The sequence below is a fragment of the Bradyrhizobium sp. KZN70725 genome (assembly GCF_055264925.1).
Map to the genome: position 1 here is coordinate 153,247 of NZ_JBUYWT010000001.1, position 22,359 is coordinate 175,605.

General features: G+C 65.1%; 20 protein-coding genes. 7 read left to right on the plus strand and 13 right to left on the minus strand.

Annotated features, from left to right (window positions below):
• Positions 1-3: 3 nt before the first annotated feature.
• The 4 genes from ACZBJS_RS00800 to ACZBJS_RS00815 form a co-directional block, all read right to left on the minus strand.
• Positions 4-984, minus strand: a complete 981-nt coding sequence (locus ACZBJS_RS00800; RefSeq protein WP_316395040.1) for a Bug family tripartite tricarboxylate transporter substrate binding protein — start codon at positions 982-984, stop codon at positions 4-6.
• A gap of 61 nt (positions 985-1,045) precedes the next feature.
• On the minus strand, positions 1,046-1,390 hold the full coding sequence (locus tag ACZBJS_RS00805; protein ID WP_076834502.1) for an AzlD domain-containing protein: 345 nt from the start codon (positions 1,388-1,390) through the stop codon (positions 1,046-1,048).
• Positions 1,387-2,139, minus strand: coding sequence for an AzlC family ABC transporter permease (locus ACZBJS_RS00810; RefSeq protein ID WP_028336401.1), 753 nt, complete (start codon positions 2,137-2,139; stop codon positions 1,387-1,389). The genes ACZBJS_RS00805 and ACZBJS_RS00810 overlap by 4 nt, the downstream gene beginning before the upstream one ends.
• A gap of 192 nt (positions 2,140-2,331) precedes the next feature.
• Positions 2,332-3,441 (minus strand): lytic transglycosylase domain-containing protein, encoded by a 1,110-nt coding sequence (locus ACZBJS_RS00815; protein ID WP_253623770.1) that lies wholly within the window; start codon positions 3,439-3,441, stop codon positions 2,332-2,334.
• Between the two features lie 92 nt (positions 3,442-3,533).
• Between ACZBJS_RS00815 and ACZBJS_RS00820 the strand changes: the two genes are divergently transcribed.
• On the plus strand, positions 3,534-4,469 hold the full coding sequence (locus ACZBJS_RS00820) for a glycine/sarcosine/betaine reductase selenoprotein B family protein (RefSeq protein WP_316395043.1): 936 nt from the start codon (positions 3,534-3,536) through the stop codon (positions 4,467-4,469).
• A gap of 164 nt (positions 4,470-4,633) precedes the next feature.
• Here ACZBJS_RS00820 and ACZBJS_RS00825 read toward each other — a convergent pair whose 3' ends face one another.
• Together ACZBJS_RS00825 and ACZBJS_RS00830 are read right to left on the minus strand one after the other, a co-directional pair.
• Positions 4,634-5,686 (minus strand): phenylacetaldoxime dehydratase family protein, encoded by a 1,053-nt coding sequence (locus ACZBJS_RS00825; RefSeq protein WP_316395045.1) that lies wholly within the window; start codon positions 5,684-5,686, stop codon positions 4,634-4,636.
• A gap of 30 nt (positions 5,687-5,716) precedes the next feature.
• Positions 5,717-6,727 (minus strand): carbon-nitrogen hydrolase family protein, encoded by a 1,011-nt coding sequence (locus tag ACZBJS_RS00830; RefSeq protein WP_076834510.1) that lies wholly within the window; start codon positions 6,725-6,727, stop codon positions 5,717-5,719.
• Positions 6,728-6,934: 207 nt separating this feature from the next.
• Here ACZBJS_RS00830 and ACZBJS_RS00835 point away from each other — a divergent pair, with 207 nt between their 5' ends.
• The 3 genes from ACZBJS_RS00835 (at position 6,935) to ACZBJS_RS00845 (ending at position 9,953) form a co-directional block, all read left to right on the plus strand.
• On the plus strand, positions 6,935-7,891 hold the full coding sequence (locus ACZBJS_RS00835) for an AraC-like ligand-binding domain-containing protein (RefSeq protein WP_316395048.1): 957 nt from the start codon (positions 6,935-6,937) through the stop codon (positions 7,889-7,891).
• A 162-nt stretch (positions 7,892-8,053) separates the two neighbouring features.
• Entirely contained in the window at positions 8,054-8,407 is a 354-nt protein-coding gene (locus tag ACZBJS_RS00840; RefSeq protein WP_229160680.1) for a PilZ domain-containing protein, read from the plus strand.
• Positions 8,408-8,531: 124 nt separating this feature from the next.
• On the plus strand, positions 8,532-9,953 hold the full coding sequence (locus ACZBJS_RS00845) for an MFS transporter (RefSeq protein ID WP_316395050.1): 1,422 nt from the start codon (positions 8,532-8,534) through the stop codon (positions 9,951-9,953).
• 84 nt (positions 9,954-10,037) lie between these two features.
• Here the strand turns inward: ACZBJS_RS00845 and clpA are convergent, their stop codons facing one another.
• Entirely contained in the window at positions 10,038-12,443 is a 2,406-nt protein-coding gene (gene clpA, locus ACZBJS_RS00850; RefSeq protein ID WP_028336408.1) for an ATP-dependent Clp protease ATP-binding subunit ClpA, read from the minus strand.
• Between the two features lie 259 nt (positions 12,444-12,702).
• A complete protein-coding gene (gene clpS / locus ACZBJS_RS00855; RefSeq protein ID WP_038385792.1) occupies positions 12,703-13,035 on the minus strand; it encodes an ATP-dependent Clp protease adapter ClpS in 333 nt (110 codons plus the stop codon).
• Between clpS and ACZBJS_RS00860 the strand changes: the two genes are divergently transcribed.
• Both ACZBJS_RS00860 and ACZBJS_RS00865 read left to right on the plus strand, forming a co-directional pair.
• Positions 13,028-13,204 carry a hypothetical protein gene (locus ACZBJS_RS00860; protein ID WP_156436563.1) on the plus strand — a complete coding sequence of 59 codons (177 nt, stop codon included), beginning with the start codon at positions 13,028-13,030 and terminating at the stop codon, positions 13,202-13,204. The two genes, clpS and ACZBJS_RS00860, sit on opposite strands and share 8 nt — an antisense overlap.
• 345 nt (positions 13,205-13,549) lie before the next feature.
• The gene (locus ACZBJS_RS00865; RefSeq protein WP_057020815.1) at positions 13,550-15,430 is read left to right on the plus strand and encodes a TadE/TadG family type IV pilus assembly protein; all 1,881 of its coding nucleotides are present in this window, start codon (positions 13,550-13,552) and stop codon (positions 15,428-15,430) included.
• Positions 15,431-15,501: 71 nt separating this feature from the next.
• Here ACZBJS_RS00865 and ACZBJS_RS00870 read toward each other — a convergent pair whose 3' ends face one another.
• Positions 15,502-15,840, minus strand: coding sequence for a phasin family protein (locus ACZBJS_RS00870; RefSeq protein ID WP_016844841.1), 339 nt, complete (start codon positions 15,838-15,840; stop codon positions 15,502-15,504).
• 431 nt (positions 15,841-16,271) lie between these two features.
• On the opposite strand from ACZBJS_RS00870, the gene ACZBJS_RS00875 reads away from it, so the two are divergent.
• Positions 16,272-18,065, plus strand: a complete 1,794-nt coding sequence (locus tag ACZBJS_RS00875; RefSeq protein WP_316395056.1) for a serine hydrolase — start codon at positions 16,272-16,274, stop codon at positions 18,063-18,065.
• A gap of 238 nt (positions 18,066-18,303) precedes the next feature.
• Here ACZBJS_RS00875 and ACZBJS_RS00880 read toward each other — a convergent pair whose 3' ends face one another.
• From ACZBJS_RS00880 to ACZBJS_RS00895, 4 genes are all read right to left on the minus strand, one after another.
• Complete coding sequence (locus ACZBJS_RS00880; protein ID WP_168857452.1) at positions 18,304-19,023, minus strand: DnaJ domain-containing protein; 720 nt, start codon at positions 19,021-19,023, stop codon at positions 18,304-18,306.
• Positions 19,024-19,107: 84 nt separating this feature from the next.
• A complete protein-coding gene (locus tag ACZBJS_RS00885) occupies positions 19,108-19,848 on the minus strand; it encodes a vWA domain-containing protein (RefSeq protein WP_168857453.1) in 741 nt (246 codons plus the stop codon).
• A gap of 89 nt (positions 19,849-19,937) precedes the next feature.
• Complete coding sequence (locus ACZBJS_RS00890) at positions 19,938-20,879, minus strand: alpha/beta hydrolase (protein WP_057020818.1); 942 nt, start codon at positions 20,877-20,879, stop codon at positions 19,938-19,940.
• A 390-nt stretch (positions 20,880-21,269) separates the two neighbouring features.
• The gene (locus tag ACZBJS_RS00895; protein WP_076834531.1) at positions 21,270-22,193 is read right to left on the minus strand and encodes a division plane positioning ATPase MipZ; all 924 of its coding nucleotides are present in this window, start codon (positions 22,191-22,193) and stop codon (positions 21,270-21,272) included.
• Positions 22,194-22,359: the final 166 nt, after the last annotated feature.

Sequence of the window (22,359 nt, forward strand, 5' to 3'; positions counted from 1 at the left end):
GTGTCAATCCAGCGATATGTTCAGCGCCTTGACCACGCCCGCCCATCGCGCGCGATCGGTATTCACGAACTTGTCGATCTCGGCCTGGCTCTTCGCATGCAGCGGCGGGAAACCGATCTTGAGCAGCGAAGCGCGGAACGCTTCGTCGTTCAAGGCCCGGTCGAGGCTCGCCTTGATCTTGTCGGCGATGTCGTCAGGCACCCTCGACGGCGCTGCGATACCATACCAGACGCTGACCGCATAATCGGGATAGCCGCTCTCGGCGATCGTCGGCAGATCGGGCAAATCGGGGATGCGCTCCGTCGAGCTGACGCCGAGCGGCCGCAGCATGCCCGATTTGACCGGCGGCAGCGCGGTGCCGAGCGTGTCGAACATCAGCTGGATGTTGCCGGACAGCAGATCGGTCAGCGCGGGTCCTGCGCCCTTGTACGGCACGTGGGTCATCTCGACGCCGGCCATCTGCTTGAACATCTCGCCGGCGAGATGAACCGTGCCGCCGGTGCCCGCCGATCCGAAATTGAGTTTTCCGGGATTCTTCTTCGCGTAAGCGACGAACTCCGCGATCGTCCTCGCCGGCACCGACGGGTGCACCTCCATGATCATCGGCGCGTCCGTGATGACGGACAGCAGGCGAAAATCCCTGGCCGGATCGTAGGGCAGCTTCTTGTAGAGCATCGGATTGAGCACGAAGATCGAGGCGGCCGTCACGAACAGCGTGTAGCCGTCGGGATCGGAGCGCGCCACGGCCTCGGCGCCGATCGCGCCCTGCGCACCGGCCTTGTTCTCGACCACGACCACCTGTTTGAGATCGCGCCCGAGATATTCGCCGACGATGCGGCCGAGCACGTCGGTCGGCCCGCCCGCGGCATACGGCACCACGAGCTTGATCGGTCGCGTCGGATAATCCGCGGCACGCGCCGGCAGCGTCGCCGCCAGCAACGCCGTCAGAGCAACAATGATTAGCGATGATGCGCGCCGCTGCATGCCGTTTCCCCGTTGTCTTGTTCTTGGGGAGCGAGACTAGCGGATAATGCGGACGCCGCAATCAGGCGAGCCAGTATTTGCCAGCGATCATGACGACTTCGCCTGCGATCACGCCGGCGAAGATCGATTTCCTCGCCAGCATGAACACGACAAAGCCGGCGGCGACGGCGCCGTAGCGCAGCCAGTCCGGCACGCTGGCGAGCGCGCCCGGCGGTTGCACCACGATCTGCGCGATGATACCGGCGAGGATCGCGGTGGCGACCGCCCTCACCCAGACCAAGAGTTCGGAGTTCTCGTCGATGCCGCCGCCGAACCACAGGCCGAGCATGCGCCAGATCTGGTTGGGGATGACGCCCGCGACAAACAGGATCGCCAGCGCGTGCCATTCGCCGATGAAACCGCTCATGCGCGCGCCCCGACGATGCCTGCCCTCGCGCGGTGCACGGCATAGGCGATGGTGCCGGCGACGACGCCGCTGACCAGGATGTCGACGCCGCTGTTCAGCATCGCCGCCAGCGGGAACAGCAATAGGCCGAGCACCAGCGCGATGACATCGGCGAGCTCGCGGCAGTTGCGCGCCGTGGAGAACAGGAAGGCGAGCGGCGTCAGCATCAGCATGCCGGCGGCGAACAGCGGCGTGAGGTTGGCCGCGAGCATGTAGCCGATCGTGTTGGCGATCAGGCAGACCGTGACCAGGCCGCAGCCGAGCCCGTGGATGAAGGCGATCCGCCGGTTGCGCGGCACCTGCGGCAGGAAGCGGAAGCATTCGACCCACAGCGTCACGGCGGTGAGATGCGCCACCAGGATCAGATGCCGGCGCTTGGTCTGTTCGGTCCGCATCATCGGCAACACCGACACCACCATCGGAAACAGGCGGATCGCGCTGACGGTGACCGCGATCGCCGATTGCAGCACGGTGGCGCCGGAGCCGAGTGTCGTGATCACGATGATCTGCGCGGGACCGGCCCAGACGAACGCCGTGCTCGCCAGGGTCCAGCCCAGCGAGAAGCCGGAATCATGCGCCAGCGCGCCGATGCCGAGATAGGTCGCAAACAGCACCAGGGTCAACACGGTCGCGCCGATCGACCGTGCGCCCCACAGGAAGGCGCGGAACGAGGTGTGCCATTGCGGAGAATCGAGCGGAGGAAGCGCCACGGGGAACCGGATGGTTTGCAATCGCGGCGGCTTAGGGCGCTGACAACGCAGGGTCAAGCAAGAGACGGCACAGGGCGGGTATGCGCCTTGGTAGCCCGGATGAAGCGCCAGCGAAATCCGGGGCCGCTCTTGCAACCGGCGAGAGCTGTCCCGGATTGCGCTTCGCTTCATCCGGGCTACCGATCCACACAATCACGCCCTGTTCTTCAGCACGAAACACGCCCCGCCCGCCTTGCGAATGCGGTTGCACAGGCCGTCGGCCTCGGGGCGCGTGTCGGCGCCGATGCGCACCTGGTAAAAGGTCGCGCTGCCGCGGGTGCGTAGCCGCGAGCTCAAGAGGCTCGGATCCTGATCGCCGATCACGTTCGACAGCCGCTTGATGGCGCGGGCATACATCGCGAGCGCCTTGTCGCGGCTGAAGCCGGCGGCGAGCTGGACGCCCCAGACCTTGGCGGCCGACAGCGTGATGTGCTGCTCGAGCCCAGCGACGAACGGATTCGGCGCGCGCTTGAGCAGCGCCATCAGCTCGCGGCAGCTCGTGGTCGGCGCGCGCTGCGGCATCTTGCCGTTGCGCCCGGCAGCGGCCCAGTCGTCGACGCTGGAGCCGGTGATCGCGGAGACGTAATTGCGCGTCTCCTGCGGCATGTAGCCGGAGCCGGCGAGCCAATCCTGGATCCGGCGCGGGCCGGCATTGTAGGCCGCGGCCGCGAGGCCGAGATTGCCGAACTGGTTGCGCAGCTCGCTGAGGAATTCGGCCGACTTCGGCAGCGCCTGCACCGGATTGAACGGATCGAGCAACCCGCGCTCGTTTGCCGTGCCCGGCATGAATTGCGCGATGCCCTGCGCGCGCTGGCCGTTGCGGGTCATCGGACCAACCGCATCGGCCTGGAAGCGGCTCTCCTGCCAGATCACGCGCGCGAAGAATTCGAGCGGCAGATCGTTGGCCCGCGCCGCCGACTCGATCATCAGGCACATCGCCTCGCGGGTGTCGCTCTCGCGCACATCGTCCGCGGGCTTGTCGGTCGCCGCCGCGGGCTTCTCGGCCGGCGCTGCGGGCGTATCCGCCGGGGACGCGGCAGGTTTGTCGGCCGATGGTGCGGCCTGCTCTCCCGGCGGTGGCGCAGGCGGCTCCGCCGGCGCGGCCGCGGGCTGCTCAGCGGGCTTGTCCGGGGGCGGCGCTGCCGGCTGCTCGGTGCCAGGCGGCGGCGCCGGGGCCGCGGCCGGAGCGTCCTCCGCGCCGACGCGGGCCGGCGGCACCAGCAGCACAAGCATGACCAATGCGGCGCAACGACCGGTTCGCATGGCAATTCTGTTCCCGTGCGGGCGCGGCTTGACACCGCAAGCTCGTGGTCTAGCTATGGACTGAAATGATGGCGCGCAAAAGGGAGCGCAAAATGGCCGCAGCATCCGACGATCAACTCGGCTTTGCCCCCGATGACGACGCCCCGATCGGCTATATGAAGCGAACCCGCGATTATTACGCGGCTATCGGCTACACCGCCCCCTACCGCTGGGCGCATTACACCTCCGCCCCGTTCCAGCCCCTGAAGAAGCCGCTGAACCAGTCCCGGGTCGCCATCATCACGACCGCGGCGCCGTTCGATCCGGCACGGGGCGACCAGGGTCCCGGCGCGAAATACAACGGCGGGGCCAAGTTCTATGCGGTCTATGACGGCGACACGTCAAAGCAGCACGATCTGCGGATTTCGCACATCGCCTATGACCGCACCCACACCACGGCGACCGACAACGGCACCTGGTTCCCGCTGGCACAGCTCAAGCGCCTCGCCGCGGCCGGCACGATCGGCGACGTCGCGCCGCGCTTCTTCGGCGCCCCGACCAACCGCAGCCACCGCGTCACCATCGAGACCGACGCGCCCGAAATCCTCAAGCGTTGCCGTGACGACAAGGTCGACGCCGCGGTGCTGGTGCCGAACTGCCCGGTCTGCCACCAGACCGTCAGCCTGGTGGCGCGGCACCTCGAGGCCAACGGCATCTCCACCGTCGTGATGGGCTGCGCCAAGGATATCGTCGAGCACGCTGCGGTGCCGCGCTTCCTGTTCTCCGATTTCCCGCTCGGCAATTCCGCCGGCAAGCCGCAGGACGTCGCCTCGCAGGCGTTCACGCTGGAGCTGGCGCTGCGCGTGCTTGAGCAGGCGCCCGGTCCGCAGACCACCGTGCAGTCACCACTGCGCTGGAGCGCGGACCATGCCTGGAAGCGCGACTACAGCAACGCCGATGCGCTCAGCGCCGAGGAGCTGGCCCGCCTGCGCCGCGAGTTCGACGCGCAGAAGGAAGTCGCCAAGGGCCTGCGCGAGCGCGTGGCGTAAGGCTCGGCGCTAGACACGAGCACTTAGCCAACTCAAGGCGTCGTCGCTCGGCTCGACCGGGCGATCCGGTATTCCAGAGACACCAGTCAGTCACGGAGAAGCCGCGGCGTGCTGGCATGGCGCGGACAAGCCCGGCCATGACGGAGCAATGTTGAGGCGAGCTCTCAGGCGGATGGCGCCGCCGCAACCTGTATGGCGGTGAGCATGCCGGTCCGTTCATGGCAGCCGAGATATTCGAAGAACTGCTCGTCGGCGCCTGCCACCGTGACCTCGTGATACAGCCTGAGCTTGGCGTTCGGCCCCAAGGTCGAGAGATACTTCATCGCCGCGCCAAAAATCCTGACATGGGTCGGGTGCGATTCCGCCCAGCGCTCGAGTGCCGCAAGGCTCTTCCACCAGCTCTGGCCGTAGGACTTTTCGGTTGGCCTGCCCTCCGCATCGACAACGCGCATATAGCGGTTGGCATAGCAGCCGATCGGCACACCGTCGTCGCGCAGGAAATCCATGCCCTCGCGCAGCACCGGTTCGACATCGTCGAGATACATCTTGCGTTCCGCTGCCTCGGTATCGCTCCAGTCCTGTCCGGAACGGATCAGGCAGAGATTGTCATGCGCGACCACACGGATGCGTGCGCCGTCGCGGATCACGCGCGGCTCGCCGCCCGGCGTCATCGCGTCGGTCTGCGACAGCGGGATACGGTCGCGCATACCGCCCCAATAGGCGTGCTCCTGCACCTCGCCGCTCATGCCGTCGGCAAGCACCGCGACGCCCTCCGGACGGCCGAGCGACGAGAACAGCGTCTCGTAGCGCGCAACATGCGGCCGCAGCACCTCGATGAAGCGACCGACGCCATCGCCGGCGCCGCTGCCGGTCCAGGCCTCGCGCGCGCCGTCGAACCAGGCGTCGAAACGCCCGGCGTCGTCCCAATAGGCGACCGAGACGACGTTGGTGAAGCCGGCCTGGTCAACATATTGCGCGCGGTCCCAATGCGTCGGACTGTTTTCTCTGGCAAAGCGCGTGGCGATCTGCGCCAGCGCGTCGGTCGCCGCCGCGCTCCTCTCACCGCGATATTGCACGCCGAAATAGGCCATGATCACGCGCGTGACCGCGGGCTTGTGGCGCGCGACGAAGGATGGATAAGGCGGCGCGTAGTCGTCGGGCACACGCCGATGACGCGATCGGACTGTCTGCAAATGAGATGGAATGGCGGATTCCATGGCAGTCGCCTCCCGTTGGATGTCGTGCTTTCAGCTCGCGGCCGCGTCGATCTCCTCAAGGCTGTCGAGCGGAAGCGCGAAATGCTCGACGCGCTTCGAGGGCTTCTTGTTCAGCAGCAGACGCGTGACATCGGGGCGCGAATAGTGCCCGGCCGGATCGGCGGCATTCTTGGCGATCCCGATCGCGCCGAGATCGATATCGGCGAGCAGCAGGCCCTCCTGCTCGGGCGGCAGCTTCTCGGCGATCGAGCTGCCGTCCGGCCCGTAGATCGCGGCATGTCCGCCGCCGACATGCAGCAGCGCGTGCTTGTCGTCGCGGTCGCACATCTCGTCGACCATCGCCTGCGAGACCGTGGCGCAGGGCGCCAGCACGAAGCACGAGCCTTCGACCGCATAGACCCGCGAGGCCGCGTTGTTGACCTCCCAGCCGAGCGCCGGCGCGAACGGATCATACAGCGAGAAGCTCGGCCAGGCCGCGACATGGACCTGCTCGTTCTGGGCGTACATCGCGTATTTCGACAGCGGCTGCAGATGCTCCCAGCAGCACAGCGCGCCGAGCCGGCCGATGCCGGGACGGTCATGCACCGCAAGGTCGCTGCCGTCGCCCTCGCCATAGACGGTGCGCTCGGCATGGGTCGGCCGCAGCTTGCGCCGCTTCGCGATGGTCTCGCCGTCGGGCCCGATCAGCCATTGCGCGAGGTAGAGGCTGCCGCCGTCGCGCTCGGACAGGCCGAGCACCGCGGTCATGCCGGCCTTCTTGACCGCGAGCCGCAGCTTCTCGGCCTGCGGGCTGTCGTAGCTCAGCGAGTTGTCGAAATAGCGCTGCACGAAGCCGCGCCCGATCGCCCAGGCCGGCGAGTCCAGCCAGATGTACCAGGGATAGCCGGGGATGAAGGCTTCGGGAAACGCGATCAGCTTCGCCCCTTTAGCGGCGGCCTCCTCGATCAGCGCGATGGACTTGGCGATGGAGGCGTCGAGGTCGAGCCAGGCAGGTGCGGCCTGCACCACCGCAACGCGGTATTTCGGATGTTCGATGCCCATGATGTCCTCCTCGCGGCCGACGCTTGCGGCCGGTTCGTGCTTGATCGGCCATGGCGGCCTCTGACATCATGCTGCCCCGGGACCGGGCACGCCGTTCGACCAGGACGGAAGGAAAATTCGACTGCGGAGGAGATTCCCCGGCCGTCCCCGGTATGAAGCTTGCTTTGTTTGCGTGGCCAGCGTTTGCACTCGTGAAGGGAGGAAATCATGCCGGCCCTGTTCACCACGGAAGACGCGCCCACCCATCGGCGCCTTGCGCTCTGGCAGGACATCGTCTGCGACGTGTTCGTGCAGCTCGACTGCAAGTCCGACCTCGGCACCGCCTTCCACGGCGCCATCACCAGCGCGCAGCTGGGCGCGGTGAAATGCTCGGTCGTCTCGTCGAGCCGGCAACGGGTGCTGCGTACCCCGTCGCGGATCGCTCGCGCCAGCGAGGATTTTGTTCTGTTCGCCCTCGGCCGGAGTGGCGCGGGCGCCGTGCTGCAGGACGGCCGCGAGACCGTGATCCAACCGGGCGAGTTCGCATTCTACGACACCACCCGGCCCTATGAATTGCGCTTCAACGCCGACTTCACGCAGATCATCTTCCAGGTGCCGCGCGCCATGCTGCACCGGCGCTTTGCCGGCACCCAGGGCTTAACTGCGACCACGTTCACATCGGATCGTCCCGTGCAGCGGCTCGCCTGGCAGTTCATCGCGGGGCTCTCCGAGATCGCCGACAAGCTCGATCCTGACAACGCGATCCGCCTTGCCGACCAGGCCGCCGACCTGATGGCGATGGCGATGAGCGAGCGGCTCGGCGGCGCCGCGCTGCCCGCCTCGACCCACCGCTCCGCGCTGCTCTACCGGCTGAAGGCGCATGTGCTTGCGCATCTGCCGAACCCCGAGCTCAACCTCGCCGAGACCGCCGCCGCGCTCGGCATCTCGCCGCGCTACGTCAACAGCCTTTTGGCCGACGAGGACACCTCGTTCCAGCGCTTCGTGCTGGCGCAGCGGCTGGAGCGCTGCAAGCGCGACCTCGCCTCACCAGCGCACGCGCATCGCCACATCGGCGAGATTGCATTCGCCTGGGGCTTTAACGATCTCTCGCATTTCGGCCGCGTGTTCCGTGACCATTACGGCCTGTCGCCGCGCGACTGGCGGCAAAGCCGGCTGCCGAACTAAAAGCTTTTGAGGGAAGCCATAGGTCTCTTGCGGCGCAAAATAGCCGGGAATCCACGCCCTCACGGATGCAAATATTTACACTAACTGCAACGGGTTCCCCGGCGCCCTTCTTTTCGCTGGGGCGGACCGGTACAGTCGTGCCGTTCATTTGGAGGATTTCCCATGCAGGACCGGCGCCAGAACGTACGCGAGAAGGTGTTCTATGGTGCGGTTGCGGAGATCAATGGACGCGGCTCGACGATGGATTGCGTCGTCCGCAATATCAGCGAAGGCGGTGCCTGCGTTGAATTTAGCGATGCCGCGCACTTGCCCGAAGAGATGAATCTCAGCGTCGCACGCAAGGGCCGCTCGTTCCTGGCCCGCCTGATCTGGCGCCAGGCCAACAAGGTCGGCCTCGCCTTCCGGATCATGACCTCCGACACGCCGGTCAGCGATCTCGACGAGCGGGTCCGCCGCAGCGAGATCAAGAAGCGGCAGCTACAGCGGCGCATCAACGAATTGCTCGGCCAGGGCTGAGCCATCTCGGCTCGGAGCCCTCGTTCCAGTCGCGGCCGGCATCCGGCATTCGGGGTTGCAAAGGCCGGGCTAATCCAGCATGCGGTAACCCCCGCAACGCCGGAACCGAGAGCCACTCCACGACATGTCGTCCGCGATCATTGAGCATCCCGACGGGCTGCCGCAGCCGCAGCGCAATTGGGCCATTCTCACGATCGCGCTCGGCCTCGTGATGGCCGTCGTCGACGGCTCGATCGCCAACGTTGCGCTGCCGACCATTGCCCGGGATCTGAACGCCAGCCCGGCGTTCTCGATCTGGATCGTCAACGGCTATCAATTGGCGATCACGATCTCGCTGCTGCCGCTGGCCTCGCTCGGCGAAATCATCGGCTATCGCCGCGTCTATCTGGCGGGGCTGTTGCTGTTCACGCTGGCCTCGCTGTTCTGCGCGCTGTCGCACACGCTGCCGCTGCTGACGGTCGGCCGCATCCTGCAGGGGTTTGGCGCTGCAGGCATCCTCAGCGTCAACACCGCGCTGGTCCGCTTCATCTATCCGCATTCGCTGCTCGGCCGCGGCATCGGCGTCAACGCGTTGGTGGTCGCGATCTCGGCCGCGGTCGGCCCGACCATCGCCTCGTTCATCCTGGCGGTCGGGACCTGGCCGTATCTGTTCGCCATCAATATCCCGCTCGGTATCGTCACGCTGGCGCTGGGCTGGCGCTTCCTGCCGCACACCAGGCCGGCGGTTCACGCCTTCGACTGGCAGAGCGCCGCGCTGAGCGCCATCGCGTTCGGGTTCGGTATCAGCGCGATCGACAGCGCCGGCCATGGCGGGTCGCTGTATCTCTGCGCATTGGAGTTCGCTGTCGCCGCGGTCGCCTCGCATTTGCTGTACCGGCGGCAGCAGCATCTGCCCTCGCCGCTGCTGCCCGTCGACCTGCTGCGGATTCCGATCTTCGCACTCTCGATCGGCACCTCGATCGCCTCGTTCTGCGGCCAGATGCTGGCCTTTGTCGCGATGCCGTTCTATCTGGAAAATCATTTCGGATATTCGGCGGTTCAGATCGGCCTGTTGATCACGCCTTGGCCGATCGCGGTCGCGTTCGCTGCCCCGCTCGCGGGCTGGCTGGTGGAACGCTATCCGGCCGGCCTGCTCGGCGGCATCGGCCTGCTGCTGTTCGCGACGGGATTGGGCACGCTGGCCCTGATGCCGGCCAACGCGACGCCGGTCGACGTGATCTGGCGCATGGCGCTCGCCGGTGCCGGCTTCGGCCTGTTCCAGACCCCAAACAACCGCACCATGATCGCCGCCGCCCCGCGCGAGCGCTCGGGCGGCGCCAGCGGCATGTTAGGGACCGCGCGCCTGCTCGGACAGACCATCGGCGCCGCTCTGGTGGCGCTGCTGCTGGCGCGCTATCCGGCTGACGGCACCCGGATCTCGCTGATGGTCGGCGTCGGCTTTGCCGTCGTGGGAGCTGCGCTCAGCACGCTCCGGCTGTCCTCCGCCGGCAGCCGCGGCGCCGACCGGGTGCGAGTCCAGGAGGGTCAGCGGCTGAAGGGCGAGTGAAGGCACGGAGACGCCCCTCCCACCGCCAGAAACAAAAAGGCCGGCTGTTCAGCCGGCCTTTTCGTTTGGTTGTTCGCTCGCGCCTCAGACCTTGACCATCGGTCCCTTTGAGGCCGGCCCCTTGGTGCCGCCTCCGCCGCCGTTGGGACCGCCCTTCGGCGGCTTGCGCTTGCGCGGCGGCAGGTTCTCGGGCTTCGGCGTGACCGGGCCCTCGACATATTCGAAGCCGATCTTGTCCTTGGCAGTCGCCTCGTCCTTGACCAGGATGACGCGGACGTGTCCGCCGCCCTTGAGCTGACCGAACAGCACCTCATCCGCGAGCGGCTTCTTGATGTGTTCCTGGATGATGCGCGCCATCGGACGTGCGCCCATCTGCTCGTCATAGCCGTGCTCGATCAGCCAGGCCTTTGCAGGCTCGGACAGCTCGATCGTGACGTCGCGGTCGGCGAGTTGCGCCTCAAGCTGCAGCACGAACTTCTCGACCACCATGCCGATCACCTCGGCATTGAGGTGCGCGAAGGAGACGATCGCATCCAGCCGGTTGCGGAACTCCGGCGCGAACTGGCGATTGATCGCCTCGTGATCGTCGCCTTCCCGCTTCGAGCGGGTGAAGCCGAAGGCCTGCCGCGCAAGATCGGCCGCGCCGGCATTCGTGGTCATGATCAGGATCACGTTGCGGAAGTTGACCTGCTTGCCGTTGTGGTCGGTGAGCCGGCCATGATCCATGATCTGCAGCAGCACGTTGTAGAGATCCGGGTGCGCCTTCTCGATTTCGTCGAGCAGCACGACGCAATGCGGATGCTGGTCCACGCCATCGGTGAGCAGGCCGCCCTGGTCGAAACCGACATAGCCGGGAGGCGCGCCGATCAGGCGCGACACGGTGTGCCGCTCCATATATTCGGACATGTCGAAGCGCAGCAGCTCGACACCGAGCGACGCCGCCAGTTGCTTCGCCACCTCGGTCTTGCCGACGCCGGTCGGACCCGAGAACAAATAGCTGCCGATCGGCTTCTCCGGCTCGCGCAGGCCGGCTCGCGCCAGCTTGATCGACGCCGCCAGCGACTCGATCGCCTTGTCCTGGCCGAACACCGTGCGCTTCAAGGTCTGCTCGAGATGCTTCAGCACCTCGGCATCGTCCTTCGACACGCTCTTCGGCGGGATCCGCGCCATGGTCGCGATCGTGGTCTCGATCTCCTTGATGCCGATCGTCTTCTTGCGCTTGCTCTCGGCGACCAGCATCTGCGCCGCGCCGGACTCGTCGATCACGTCGATCGCCTTGTCGGGCAGCTTGCGGTCGTGGATGTAGCGCGACGACAGCTGCACCGCCGCCTCGATCGCCTCGTTGGTGTATTTCAGCCGATGGTAATCCTCGAAATAGGGCTTCAGGCCCTTGAGGATCGCGATTGCGTCTTCCACCGTCGGCTCGTTGACGTCGATCTTCTGGAAGCGCCGCACCAGCGCGCGGTCCTTCTCGAAGTGCTGACGGTATTCCTTGTAGGTGGTCGAGCCCATGCAGCGGATCGTGCCCGAAGCCAGCGCGGGCTTCAGCAGATTGGACGCATCCATCGCGCCGCCGGAGGTGGCGCCGGCGCCGATCACGGTGTGGATCTCGTCGATGAACAGGATGGCGTTCGGATGCGCCTCCAGTTCCTTCAGGACCTGTTTGAGCCGCTCCTCGAAATCACCGCGATAGCGGGTGCCCGCAAGCAGCGTGCCCATGTCGAGCGAGAACACGGTCGCGGCCGCCAGCACTTCCGGCACATCGCTGTCGACGATGCGCTTGGCGAGGCCTTCGGCGATCGCAGTCTTGCCGACGCCGGCTTCGCCGACGAACAGCGGGTTGTTCTTCTGGCGGCGGCACAGCACCTGGATCGCACGGTTGATCTCGGCATTGCGGCCAATCACCGGATCGATCTTGCCGTCGCGCGCCTTCTTGTTGAGGTTGACGCAATAGGTCTCGAGCGCCTCGCCCTTCTTCTTGGCGTCCTCGTTGCCCTTGGTCTCGGTTTCCTCGTCGACGCCGCGCACCGGCCGCGCCTCGGACACGCCGGGCCGCTTGGCGATGCCGTGGCTGATGTAGTTGACGGCGTCGTAGCGCGTCATGTCCTGCTCCTGCAGGAAGTACGCGGCGTGGCTCTCGCGCTCGGCGAAGATCGCGATCAGGACGTTGGCGCCGGTCACTTCCTCGCGACCGGACGACTGGACGTGAATCACCGCGCGCTGGATCACGCGCTGGAACCCGGCGGTCGGCTTCGCGTCATCGGCGCCGTCAGTCACCAGGTTTTCGAATTCGGTCTCGAGATAATTAACGAGGCTGGTCCTGAGCTTGTCGAGATCGACGCTGCAGGCCCGCATCACAGCCGCCGCATCCGAGTCATCGATCAGCGACAGCAGCAGATGTTCGAGCGTCGCGTATTGATGGTGGCGCTCGTTTGCGATCGCCAATGCACGGTGCAGCGACTGTTCAAGGCTTTGGGAAAAAGTTGGCATTCGCGTCCTCTATGGCCCCCTGCCATCATGATCGCCATTACCGGGTCAGGCAATAACAACCTTCGTGATCGTCTTTGATATAGTTACGACGGATCGTGGCGAAAGACCGGTCCCGCGATGATGGTTTTCTTCTAAATTCGGGGCATCGGGGCGTCGCGCGGCGACGCCCGTGATCGTACGGGAACGCCGTTCACCACCATCAAAAACCGCGATGCAAGACCCATTCCGCGCCTCGCGGCGGGTCAGTCGTTCCAGCGACCTATTTCTTTTCCATCACGCACTGCAGTGGATGCTGGTGCTTGCGCGCGAAGTCCATGACTTGCGTCACCTTGGTCTCGGCGATCTCGTAGGTAAAAACGCCGCACTCGCCGATCCCGTGGTGATGAACGTGCAGCATGATCTTGGTCGCCGCCTCGGCGTCCTTGTTGAAGAATCGTTCCAGCACGTGAACGACGAACTCCATCGGCGTGTAGTCGTCGTTCAGGATCAGGACTCGGTACAGGTTCGGACGCTTGGTCTTCGGCTTGACCTTGGTGATGACCGAGGTCGAGGGGCCGTTGCCCGTCCCATTGCGGTTGTCATCATTGTTCATTTTCGGCGCCGGCGCGGCGGCCACCGCCGGCATCGACGAAACCGGCTCGGAAATCGGGACTGTCAACGTGGATCGCAACATGGCTCAGGCGTTCGAATTCCCCAAGGGAAACCGGATGGCGGGAAACCGGATGGCAATTGGATGGTGGTCGCGATTGCCGCAAGACTGATCGCGGAACCCCCAGCAATGCTTTCCAGATTGCCGCTCCCGGTCCGATCCGGCGGCCGGATCGACTTCCCGAATATGGGCCTCGCGAGGCCCAGCCGCAAGCGCAGACCCGGCGCGGCCCACCGGTCCGATTCCGGGCGCGGCAACCCTCGGAAGGTTAATCATTTCTGCCCGATTTGACAAAGGAGTCGGGCGGCCAATTTAGACGTCATTGAGGATAGCGAGCGCTTTTGCCCGGCTTTTGAGCCTCCCCCGCGCCGCCCTGCCGGGTTTCCCGCGCCCGATTCACCATCTGTTTAGCGGCGCCGGTCGAGATGCCACCGCAATCCATTTCGACGAGAGTGCCATGCTTGGTTCAGCCATTTCCGATCGCGTCTGCGCGGTTGCTCGCCGGTTTTCCAGGGCAAATAACGGCAATGTCGCGGTGATCTTCACCTTCGCAATGCTGCCGCTCCTCGCTTTCGTGGGAGCCGCGATCGACTATACCCGCGCCAACAACGCCCGCTCCGCGATGCAGGCAGCCCTCGATTCGACCGCGCTGATGCTGTCCAAGGATCTGACCATGGGCAACATCACGGCTGCGGATATCCCGAGCAAGGCGCAGACCTATTTCACCGCGCTTTACACCAATAAGGACGGCCAGGGCATTTCCGTCACGGCGAACTACACCACCCCGACCTCGAGCGCGGCGGCCACCATCCTGCTGGGCGGATCCGGCCACATCAAATCCGATTTCATGCAGCTGGCCGGTTTTCCGACGCTGGGTTTCAAGAGCTCGACGACCACCACCTGGGGCAACGTCAAGATGCGCGTCGCCCTCGCCCTCGACAACACGGGATCGATGTCGGACGACAACAAGATCACCGCGCTGCGCAACGCGGTGGCCGGAACCGGCGGGCTGATCGACCAGCTCAGCGCGCTGAGCAAGAACAATGGTGACGTCTATATCTCCGTCATTCCGTTCGAGAAGGTCGTCAATGTCGGCACCAGCAATGTCGGTCAGAGCTGGATCGACTGGACCGACTGGCTCAATCCCCCGACCACGCAGCCCGCCAACGGCACCATGCAGGCAAGCCTGCCGATGAACTGGCACGCGGTCGGACCCGGTGCGCGATGCCCGTGGACCAACAACAACGGCGGCTTCACCTGCCAGAAGAGCCCGACAAATACGGGCAGCGCGAACTACATCCCCTCGAGCGGGACCTATTCAGGCTACATCTGCCCCAGCGTCGATGCGAACTCCTACACGCGCTACAATGGCTGCTGGGTGAGCACGCAGGTCGGCACCGGCGTGTTCTGCAGCGGCTCGACGTCGTGCAGCTGTCCGAAGAATTCGTCGGGTAACGATGTCTCCGGCTGCAGTTGCGGCACCTCCGGCGGCGTCTATCAATGCACCGGCAAGCTGTATACCCACGACTGGACGCAGCCCGGCCCCAACGACACGGCCGACAATCAGGGCCAGCCCCGGGTCAGCGCCGTCGTCGGATGGACCAACAATCAATGGACCTCGACCAACCAGATCCCCACCGTGAAAAACGACTGGCGGCAAGCGTCCACCAACCCGATCGGCAACTGGACGGGCTGCATCGCCGACCGCACCCAGCCGAATGATGCGACCGGCGTGCTGCCGGCGTCATCCGACGTCACCACGCTTTTCCCGGCCAACGAGCTCTTTGAGAACGGCTACTCCTACTGCAGCAGCAACTCCTCGCCGCAGCTCGAGCCGATCATTCCGTTGAGCTACAACTGGACCGCGCTCAAAAATGCGGTCAACGCGATGCAGCCGACCGGCGGCACCAACCAGGCGGTCGGCCTGGCGTGGGCATGGCAGTCGCTACTGGTGGGCGGCCCGTTGAACACGCCGGCGGAGGACTCCAACACCACCTACAACCGGGTCATCATTCTCTTGTCCGACGGTCTGAACACCGAGGACCGCTGGCCCGAATACGGCGACGGCCGCACGCAGGCCTCCGGCAACCCGATCGACGCCAGGCAGGCCCTGCTGTGCCAGAATCTGCAGGCCGCGAAGGACTCCAGCGGCCAGCCGCTGTACACGATCTACACGATCCAGGTGAACACGCACTCGCCCGCCGATCCGACCTCGACCGTCCTGAAGAATTGCGCCAGCACGCCCGACAAATTCTTCATGCTGACCAGCTCGACCCAGATCCTGACGACGTTCAACACGATCGGAACCGCCCTCAGCAAGCTGCGGCTGGCCAAATAGTCCCCGCTTCAGGCACAGCAAAAAAGCCCGGCCAAACAGCCGGGCTTTTCGCTTGTCTTGGTCCGCTGCGCTTACTGAGCAGCGGGCGCGAACTTGGAGACCAGACCCTCATAGGGCTTGAAGGTCTGCTTGGCGCAGTCGCTGTACAGGCCGGCGATCTTCTGCGATTCCGCAACGAAGGTCTCGTAGGACGAGCGCAGGTACTCGGTCTGCGCCTCGAGCGCCTTGTCCAGCGACTTCACGCCCGACAGCTTCTCGACGAACGACTTGGTGTCCTCAAAGGACTTCTTGGCATAGTCGCCATAGGCGGTGGCGATGGCCTGAACGCCGCTCTGCAGGTTGTTCGCCGACGCGGTGACCGACTCGAAATGCTCTTTGCCGTAGTTCTGAATGTCTTCGATCTTGACCATGGATGGAATTCCTTTTCCCAGACTTGAAGGCGCAAATTCCCATTGCCGGGAAGCTCCCGGCCCCCTGACGCCGATAGCCATATCGCATCGCACAATAGAGTCAACGAATATTGTGCGTCGCACAATCCCACAACCCCACAACCCCGAATCTCCGGCATTCGCGATAAACCCCGGGGGACTACGCAACGGTTGCTTAATCTTTTGGAAACTCGGTCCGCCTAACCTGATTCCCGGACTTTGTTCGCCTTCCGACAGACAGCCTCGAAAGCTGTTTGTGAACAACACCTTAGCTAGAAGAGCGACCTGAGCCGCCACCTCGGCCGATGGTTCTGCCCGAAGTGGTTTGTTGCGCAGGCAAGGATCGATGGCCGCCGGGCACAATTTCGCCTCACGAGCCAGTGATCTAGATAGAAATTGGGACGGGGAAGTAGATGCTTCGAACAACCTTGGCCTCCTCGCGGGCGCTGCGAGTTGGCGTTCTTGGGCTCGTGACCGTCACGACGGCGATCCTGATCACGAGTGATAGCGCCGAGGCGCGCCGTCACCGGCGCCACTACGCCCGTCACCACCACAGCCAGGAAGCGCGCGAGAGCTACAGCCCGCAATTCGCGTCGATCATCGTCGACGGCAACACCGGTTCGGTGCTGACCGCCACCAGTCCCGACGGCCTGCGCCACCCAGCCTCGCTGACCAAGATCATGACGCTCTATCTGCTGTTCGAGCGCCTCGATTCCGGAAAGATGAAGCTCGACACCGAAATGCCGGTGTCCGAGCACGCCTCCGAACAGGACCCGACCAAGCTCGGCCTGCGGCCCGGCTCGACCATCAAGGTCGAAGACGCCATCAAGGGCCTGGTCACCCGCTCGGCCAATGACGCCGCGGTCGTGATCGCCGAGGCGATCGGCGGCAGCGAAGACGATTTCGCCCGGATGATGACCCGCAAGGCCCGCGCGCTCGGCATGAGCCGGACCGTTTATCGCAACGCCTCCGGCCTGCCCAACGATGAGCAGGTGACGACGGCGCGCGATCAATCGACCCTCGGCCGCGCGATCCAGGACCGCTTCCCGCGCTACTACCGCTACTTCTCGACCTCGGTGTTTAACTTCCGCGGCCAATCGATCCGCAACCACAACCATCTGCTCGGCAACGTCGAGGGCGTCGACGGTATCAAGACCGGCTACACCCGCGCCTCCGGCTTCAACCTCGTGACCTCGATGCGCCGCGGCAATCGCTTCCTGGTCGGCGTGGTGCTAGGCGGCCGCAGCGGCGGCTCGCGTGACGCCATCATGCGCAACCTGCTCGCCGAGAACGTCGGGAAGGCCGCGACCACCCGCACTGCCGCCGCGATCACCGAACGCAATCCGGCCGACGCCAATGTCGAGGTCGCCGACGCGGATAATGCGCGCGCGCCGGACACCTCGCCCGTCGCGGCATCGGAGCCCGCCGCTGCAGCTGCCGCGATCCAGGCGCCGCGCCCGGCCAGCAAGCCCTCGCTGATGGCGGCGGCCGCCGCTGCGCTGCCGCCGCTCCCGGCCAAGCCGGAGCCGCAGGCCAAGCCCGAGCCGGCGCCGCTGACCTCAGGCGTGATCCAGACCCAGCCGATCGCCGCGATCCCCGGCTCGGCTGAACCGATGAAGCCGGTCAAGGTGAAGACGGTGCAGGTCAAGGCCGGCCAGATCAAGCTCGCCGCGGCTGGCCCGGCGCAGTCCGCGCCTCCGATCACCAACACGATCCCCTCGCGCGGCGAGGTCCCCGAGACCTCCAATGCGATGATGGCGCGGGCCGCCGAGACCTCGAGGCCGGAAATGCCGCCGCAGCCGGCCAATTTCGGCACCGGCAACGGCATCCTCGGCGTGCTGCCGGCCTCGGCCGTCCATGCACCTGCTACCCCGGCGCCGCAGGCCGTCGCGTCGATCGAATCTGCAACCCGCAGCGTGCAGGCCGCCCCGCCGACCAGCTCAGCAAAGCCGAGCGCCGCGCATACCGGCTGGATCATCCAGGTTGGCGCGCTGGAGTCCGAGGGCGAAGCCAACAAGCGCATCGACCTGGCGCGCAGCTCGGCCCGCGGCCTGCTCAGCAAGGCGGACCCGTTTACCGAGGTGGTCGCCAAGGATAATCGCAAGCTCTATCGCGCCCGTTTTGCCGGCCTCGAGCGCGATCAGGCCGAGGCGGCTTGCAAGACGCTGAAGCGCGCTGAGATCTCCTGCATCACCGTTCGCAACTGATCGTCAGCATCTGCTGATTTCGAACGGCCGGCGCCGCAAGCGCCGGCCGTTTTGCTTTTGCCGCCGCGAAAACAGCCGGCCGTCCGCGAGCGGCGCAACCATGAAACTTCTCGTCAAGATTTTACGGTTAAGTTTTCCCGAAAGAGCGATCGGCCACGCCGGAAGCGGCGGGCCAGACGGGGCATCAATCAGAAACGGAAGGCAGCTCTCGGCTGTGGCGTTGGTAGCGTAGCCGGAGTTAGAGATGCGTGCGAAGCAGAGTGTCCTTGGCCTCGTTCACACGGGCCGCGAGGTACGTCGAGCCCCCCTGGTCGGGATGGAGTTTCTTCATCAGGGTTCGGTGAGCCCGGCTGATGTCGTCGCGCGACGCTCCCGGCTGCAGGCCAAGGATCTGATAGGCCTCCTCGTTCGTCATTTTGCCGCCCGACGCCGCACGGCCCTGCCCCCGTGCCCGGTCGCCCTGTGCGTCCTGACGCCAGGCGGGAAAGCGGCGGTCCAGATAGCTTTCAAGTAGCGCGACGCTCTCGGCGTCGAAGCTCGGGACCATCGCCAATAGCTGCGACAGGTCGAACTCATCGAGCATGCGGCCGGCCTGCGGTCCGGCCACGATCTGGCCCCTGAGCACGCCGCTGCCGTGATCGAGGGTCATATCGAGATATTGCGAGCGCACCCGCGAGCTTTGTCCCTGGCTGCGCGAACCGCCGAACATACCGCCGAGATTGGGAAATCCGGTGCTTCCGAACGGCGACCAGCCGAGCAGTCCGGCGCCGAAAATGCCGAGCGGAATTGCCACCGCCAGTTCGCCCCGCACGCCGGTAAAGGCCGCGACCGCCAGCGCGAGCACCCCGCCGCCGATCTTGATCGCGCGCGCAAGCACGGCGGGATTGGCCGCACGGAACATCTGCAGCGCGGAATAAAGGACGACAACGGCGATGACGCCGGCGATCAGCGTTGGCATGTCGGGAATATAGGCGGCCCGGCGGCAAAAAGCATGCGAAGCTTCGTCTCCCCGGCATCAGGCGGAGCCTGACGCGACGCGGCGCTATTTCATCTGGCCGATCAGCTTCGCCGCGCCGCTCGTCGTCTTCGCCAGTTGCAGCAGCGCCTCGCGGCCGCCGGCGGCATAGGCTGCGGCGGCACGCAGCAATTCGCGGAGCTGGGCGGCCGCGCCGGGATCGAACCTGCACCAGGCGCCGCCGGTCAGTCGCGCGATCTCGCGAAACGTTTGCTCGGCGGTCGCATCCCTGCCCTCCTGGAACATGAAGACCGGCACCTTGAGCAGGCCGAGCTCACCGGCTTTGGCGCAGAGATCGTCGGCGCTCTCCTCCATCGCGTCGCCGACGAACACCAAGGCGCGCACCCCTGCCTCGACCGCTTCGCGACGCGTCTCGGACAGCACCTTGCCGATCTGGGTGTTGCCGCCCTGGCAATCGATCTTGCTCATCAGCCGCGCGAGCTGCGCGCTGTCGGAGATCCAGCCCGACGCACGGCATTCATTGAAGCCGCGATAATAGACGAGGCGGATATCGAGACTGCCGAGCGCGCCGGCCTCGCGGAACATGTCCGCCTGCAGCGTGCACGCCATGTCCCATGTCGGCTGCCGGCTCATCGTGGCGTCGAGCGCGAACACCAGCCTGCCGTGGGCGCCGGCGCGATGCGGCGACATCGCCCGCGCCTTGGCGACGAATGCCGCGATGTCGTTCGCGCTGGATGCCGGCACGCCAGGCGCATGGGCCGGGCGTACATCGCTTCCGGATGTCGGTTTGATCGTCTTGCCGGCCATCAGCGCTTGCCTCGTACAGCAAACACTATGTGGGCCGCGGCAGTGGATTGGTCAACGTGAGAGGCCAGCCTGGACCGCGAGCCGCCCGGTCAATTCGTGACCGACGGATCCTTCTTCGTCTCGGTCTTGGTCAGCGAGAGCGACTTCTTGAGCTTATCGGTCAAGGTCTGAGGTTTCTCGACCGGCACGTAAAGCGAGACGGGACCGGGCTCCAGAATCTTCGGCGGCGCATTCCTGGTGTCGACCGGCGCGACAGCGCTGTCGGTATCGGCGAGGAATTTATCGAGCATGGCCTGGATCGAGTCCTTGGCCTTCTCGGGCCCGGTGTCACGCATGTCGTTGTGCTGGAAGTTGGTGTTCACCACGGTGATGCCGGCCTTCTCGCATTCGTCGGCATCGGGAACGACGCCCGGATCCGGCTTGAACTGCGAGTCATGCGAACGGAACGACAGGATCTTGAACTTGCCGTCGGTCATGAACGGCACGCGCAGATTGTCCAGCGTCACCACCTTCTTGATCTCGTCCGGATATTGCTTGGCGAAATACATCGCGATATCGCCGCCATTGGAATGGCCGACCATCGTCAGCTTGCTGTAGTCCGCGTTCGGCTTGCGCTTCTTCATCTCCTCGATCGCGAACTTGATGTTGGTGATGCCGCGCTGGTACTGCGGCAGGCGGCCGACATAGAGCTCACCGACCTTGGTCACCATCGGTCCGTCCGACGGCAGGTCGTTCTGAATGCTGATGGTCAGATAGCCGCGCGCCGCGAACACGTTCGCGAGGAAGGAATATTCGGTGAATTTGACGGTATTGCCATGATTGAGGATCGCAACCGGCAGCGTGATCATGCCAGCGTCGGCCTGCATCTCCTTGTCGAAGCGCACGGCAACGTCGACCGCGACCGGCCGCTCATCGCGCGTCGGGTCCTTGAACATGAGAGTTTCATGACGGATCGCCCACTTGCTCGCGGTAAAATAGGCCGCCGTGATCACCACGGAGAGAGAAAGCAGAACGAGAATTCCACGCTTCATGACGTCCTCGAGGTGCCCGCCTTTTTAGGGCTATTCTTGGCCGGAGACTCTTCGGCCTCCTTTTGAGAATATATGTCACAGCGCTGTGACAGGAAGTCTAAAAGTTGGGACTTCGCAGCACGTTCATTGTGCGGTGCACACAACCTTTGTGCATTCGCTTCTGGCGCCATGGTTCTGCGGCACGATAATACCTCAAGACCAACCGACGGGGAGCGGAAACGCGGCTGGCTTGGGAAAACCGGATCTGGCCAGCTTTGTTCCGGCATATTGGCGACGGAGTGGCCGAAAACCCCGCAAGACTACCGTTCTTCTGGACGGGCCAGGAAGTGACGATAGTCACTTCCTGGACGCCCGACGCCCTGGAACCTGCCAGAAGGAGTGCCCGGCGGTCTAGCCGCCGATGATGTCGTCGACTTCCAGCGGCTTGTCGACCTGGCTGAACCATTCGGCCCGGTTGGCGGCCCTGCGGCGGCCGCGCTCGTCGAGCGGCAGCTTGAGCTGGCGCAGCAGGCTCATTACCTCCTCGCGGGCGGTGACGTGACCGAGGCTCGGGCGGGTGCCGAGCGTCGCCTCGTCGATGTCGTCGAGCGCCGTCAGCCCGCGCGGGAAGAATTCGCGATAGACCACCCGCTCGGCAAAGCCGTCGACCGCACGGAACCCGAGCCGCAGCGAGAGCTGTTTCAAGCCGTCGGCCACCAGCTGCTTGTTGCGCGAGCCGAGCATCGAGAGCCGGTTGCGCACCACGATCCAGTCGGTCGAGGCGCCATCGAGCTGGCGGCGCTTGCGTCTGGTGTCGCGCACCATCTCCGCATAATGGCTCTCGCCGGTCACCGCATAGGTCGCGGGATCGACGGTGCCGAGCACGTCGAAATCGAGGAAGCTGTCGTTGATCGGGGTTACCAAAGTGTCGGCCATCGAATGCGCGAGCCGCATCAGGTAGCTGTCCGCGCCCGGGGTATCGATGACGATGAAATCACAGGCGCGTTCCACCGCGCTCACAGCGGCCATGAACTGCTGGAATTCCGCGTTCTCGTTCTCCTCGATCTGCATCGTCTCGCCGTACTTGATGCAGTGGTGTGCCGGGAGCTCGAGGTCGAGCCCGGTGCGTCGCGCCCAGGCCTGGCGATTGCTGATGTAGCGGGTGAAGCTCTGCTGGCGGCAGTCGAGATCGATGCTGGCGACGCGTTGCCCGGCCTTCAGCAGCGCGACGGCGATATGCAGGGCGGTGGTCGACTTTCCCGATCCACCCTTCTCGTTGCCCAGCACGATGACATGTGCGGAGCCGGATTGACCCTGACGAGCCTGCACCAACATGATTCAAATCCCCGCAATGATCTTCAAAGCGAGCGCCGCTGCGGTCAAGTGAAATGCATCGCTGCGACAGGAAATCGATTGCGGCGGTGCTGATGAATCGATCAAGCAAGACTGCTGCGTCGATCGGCGGCTTTGATCCGCGCACGTTCGAGATCGTGTAAGGCTT

Excerpts from the sequence above, each read along its gene's own strand:
- ACZBJS_RS00875 (WP_316395056.1), top strand. The coding sequence starts at position 16,272 with ATGCTTCGAACAACCTTGGCCTCCTCGCGGGCGCTGCGAGTTGGCGTT.
- ACZBJS_RS00895 (WP_076834531.1), bottom strand. The coding sequence starts at position 22,193 with ATGTTGGTGCAGGCTCGTCAGGGTCAATCCGGCTCCGCACATGTCATC.
- ACZBJS_RS00805 (WP_076834502.1), bottom strand. The coding sequence starts at position 1,390 with ATGAGCGGTTTCATCGGCGAATGGCACGCGCTGGCGATCCTGTTTGTC.
- ACZBJS_RS00845 (WP_316395050.1), top strand. The coding sequence starts at position 8,532 with ATGTCGTCCGCGATCATTGAGCATCCCGACGGGCTGCCGCAGCCGCAG.
- ACZBJS_RS00840 (WP_229160680.1), top strand. The coding sequence starts at position 8,054 with ATGCAGGACCGGCGCCAGAACGTACGCGAGAAGGTGTTCTATGGTGCG.
- ACZBJS_RS00890 (WP_057020818.1), bottom strand. The coding sequence starts at position 20,879 with ATGAAGCGTGGAATTCTCGTTCTGCTTTCTCTCTCCGTGGTGATCACG.
- ACZBJS_RS00880 (WP_168857452.1), bottom strand. The coding sequence starts at position 19,023 with ATGCCAACGCTGATCGCCGGCGTCATCGCCGTTGTCGTCCTTTATTCC.
- ACZBJS_RS00815 (WP_253623770.1), bottom strand. The coding sequence starts at position 3,441 with ATGCGAACCGGTCGTTGCGCCGCATTGGTCATGCTTGTGCTGCTGGTG.
- ACZBJS_RS00835 (WP_316395048.1), top strand. The coding sequence starts at position 6,935 with ATGCCGGCCCTGTTCACCACGGAAGACGCGCCCACCCATCGGCGCCTT.
- ACZBJS_RS00800 (WP_316395040.1), bottom strand. The coding sequence starts at position 984 with ATGCAGCGGCGCGCATCATCGCTAATCATTGTTGCTCTGACGGCGTTG.
- ACZBJS_RS00885 (WP_168857453.1), bottom strand. The coding sequence starts at position 19,848 with ATGGCCGGCAAGACGATCAAACCGACATCCGGAAGCGATGTACGCCCG.
- clpA (WP_028336408.1), bottom strand. The coding sequence starts at position 12,443 with ATGCCAACTTTTTCCCAAAGCCTTGAACAGTCGCTGCACCGTGCATTG.
- ACZBJS_RS00825 (WP_316395045.1), bottom strand. The coding sequence starts at position 5,686 with ATGGAATCCGCCATTCCATCTCATTTGCAGACAGTCCGATCGCGTCAT.
- ACZBJS_RS00830 (WP_076834510.1), bottom strand. The coding sequence starts at position 6,727 with ATGGGCATCGAACATCCGAAATACCGCGTTGCGGTGGTGCAGGCCGCA.
- clpS (WP_038385792.1), bottom strand. The coding sequence starts at position 13,035 with ATGAACAATGATGACAACCGCAATGGGACGGGCAACGGCCCCTCGACC.
- ACZBJS_RS00870 (WP_016844841.1), bottom strand. The coding sequence starts at position 15,840 with ATGGTCAAGATCGAAGACATTCAGAACTACGGCAAAGAGCATTTCGAG.
- ACZBJS_RS00865 (WP_057020815.1), top strand. The coding sequence starts at position 13,550 with ATGCTTGGTTCAGCCATTTCCGATCGCGTCTGCGCGGTTGCTCGCCGG.
- ACZBJS_RS00820 (WP_316395043.1), top strand. The coding sequence starts at position 3,534 with ATGGCCGCAGCATCCGACGATCAACTCGGCTTTGCCCCCGATGACGAC.